The organism is Azovibrio restrictus DSM 23866 (assembly GCF_000429665.1).
Taxonomy (GTDB): Bacteria; Pseudomonadota; Gammaproteobacteria; order Burkholderiales; family Rhodocyclaceae; genus Azovibrio; species Azovibrio restrictus.
Map to the genome: position 1 here is coordinate 1 of NZ_AUCH01000038.1, position 2,406 is coordinate 2,406.

Below are 2,406 nucleotides of genomic sequence, written 5' to 3' on the forward strand. Positions count from 1 at the left end.
AGAGGTGAGGGTAAGGGTGAGGGAATCGCCGTTGGTATCGGCGACGGTGAAGTCGGGCAGGGAGACGGACTGGCCGACCGGGATGCTCTGGGTGGCGCCGGGAATGTTGCCAAGGGTCGGGGCACTGTTCAGACTGACCGTGATGCCGTTGCCCGCCAGATCCTCCACGTTCACAACGGCGGCGGCCCCGGCGGCCCAGTCTTCGGCGGCGGCCAGGTTGTAGGTGGTGCTGTCCGTGGCGCTGGTGCCGGCCTTGTTGAGCAGCAGGGCTACGGCGGCACTGTCTGCGGCACTCAGGGTGAGGCTGAAGCTGGTGCCGGAGCTGATGTCCACATCCGTCGTGTCGGTCAGGGTGTGGGTGCCTCCTCCTTCTCCGGTAAAGGTGAATTTGCTCGCGTCGATGTCATTGGCCGCCCCATCCAGTTTCAGGAAGCCGGTGCCGGTCACGGTGAGCACGTGGGTGCTTCCGTCGTAGGTGGCGCTGGTGATGGTCGGTGCCGGCACATTGCTGACCGTCACACCGTTGCCGCTCAGGTCGGCGACGACCACGGCAGCGGCGGCGCCGGCGGCCCAGTCCTCGGCGGCGGCCAGGTTGTAGGTGGTGCCGCCGGTGGAGTCGGTGCCGTCCTTGTTGAGCATCTGGTTGATGGCAGCCTTGTCGGTGGCATTCAGGGTGATGCTGAAGCTGGTGCCGTTGGTGATCTCGACGCTGCCGGTGGTGAGCGTGTAGGTGGCGCCGCCCTCCCCCGTGAGGGTGAGCTTGGCCACATCGATGTCGTTGCCGGCCCCCGAGAGTTTGAGGAAGCCGGTGCCGGTGACGGCGAGCACCCCGGTGCCGGCGTCGTAGGTGGCGCTGGTGATGCTGGGGGTGTCCGGGTTGGAGACGGTGACCCCGTTGATAGTGTTGGCGGTATCGCCGGCCGTCAGGTTGGTGTTCCAGTCGTCAGCGGCAGCGAGGTTGAAGGTGGTGCCGCCGGTGGAAGTGGTGCCGGCCTTGTTGAGGATCTGGTTGACTGCGGCTCTGTCGGCGCCATTGAGGCTCACCGTGAACTGGGAGACGGAATCCAGCTCCACGTCGGGGGAGGTCAGGGTGTAGGTGGCACCGCCTTCGCCGGTCAGGGTGAGCTTACTCACCGTCACATCCGCGCCAGCCCCGTTGGCCTGCATGTTGGTGCCGGTCACCACCAGCACGCCGGTGGCTGCGTCGTAGGTGGCGGAAGCAATCTGGGGGGTGACGGAGACCGTGACCGCATTGACCCCGTCGGCGATGTTGGCCGAGCTGTCGGCGGCGGCGAGCCAGTCGTCGGCGGCGGCCAGGTTGTAGGTGGAGCCGCCCGAGGAGGTGGTGCCTAATTGGTCGAGGAGGGCATCCACGGCCGTTTTGTCCGCTCCGGAGAGGGTGATGCTGAAGCTGGTGGCCGAGTTGATCTCCACATTGCTGCCACTGGTCAGGGTGTAGCTGGCGTTGCCCGTGCCCCCGGTGAGGGTGAGCTTGGAAACGACGATATCGTTGGCAGCCCCCGGTTTGCCGAACAGGTTGCTGCCTGTGACCGAGAGCACGCCGCTGTCGGAGTCGTAAGTGGCGCTGGTGATGCTGGGGGTGGCCACGTTGGACACGGTGATGCCATTACCCGTCAGGTCGGCAATGTTGGCTGCAGCCGGGCTGCCGGCCATCCAGTCGTCAGCGGCCGCCAGGTTGTAGGTGGTACCGTCCCCGGCGCTGCTACCGTTCTTGTTGAGCAGCCCCAGGAGGTTGGCCTGGTCGGTGGCCGACAGGGTCAGGGTCGCGGCAGTGGCCGAGCTGATGTCCACGTCGGCCGTGTTGGTCAGGGTGTAGCTGCTTCCGTCCTGGCCGGTGAGGGTGAGCTTGCTGGCCACGATGTCATTGCCGGCGCCACTGCTGCTGACGAAATTGCTGCCGCTCAGCACCAGGGTTCCGGTGGCAATATCGTAGGTGGCGCTGGTAAGCGTGGGTGCGGCCCAATTGCTGACGGTGATACCGTTGCCGCTCAGGTCGGCCACCGTCTCGGCCGGGGCAGCCCCAGGAATCCAGTCCTCGGCGGCAGCCAGGTTGTAGGAGGTGCCGCCCCGGGAGCTGCTGCCGTTCTGATCGAACAGGGCTTCGACGCTGGTGAGATCGGCGCCGGAGAGGACGATGCTGAACTGGGTGGCGGAATCCAGTTCCACATCCACTGCGCTGCTCAAGGTATAGCTGGCACCGCCAGCCCCGGTGATGCTGAGCTTGGAGATGTCGATGTCGTTGGCGGCTCCCGTGTACTTGAGGAAGCCGGTGCCGGTGACCACCAGGGTGTTGCTGCTGTAGTCGTAAGTGGCGCTGGTGATGGTGGGAACGGCCACGTTGCTGACGGTGATGCCGTTCCCGGTCGTGTCGGCGACCACCACGGC

Annotated in this window: 1 protein-coding gene; it reads right to left on the reverse strand. The window is 66.0% G+C overall.

What is annotated here, in order from left to right; all coding sequences use genetic code 11:
- The coding region (locus tag G474_RS23815; protein ID WP_026688105.1) for a beta strand repeat-containing protein at nt 1–2,406 on the reverse strand (2,406 nt) is incomplete at both ends.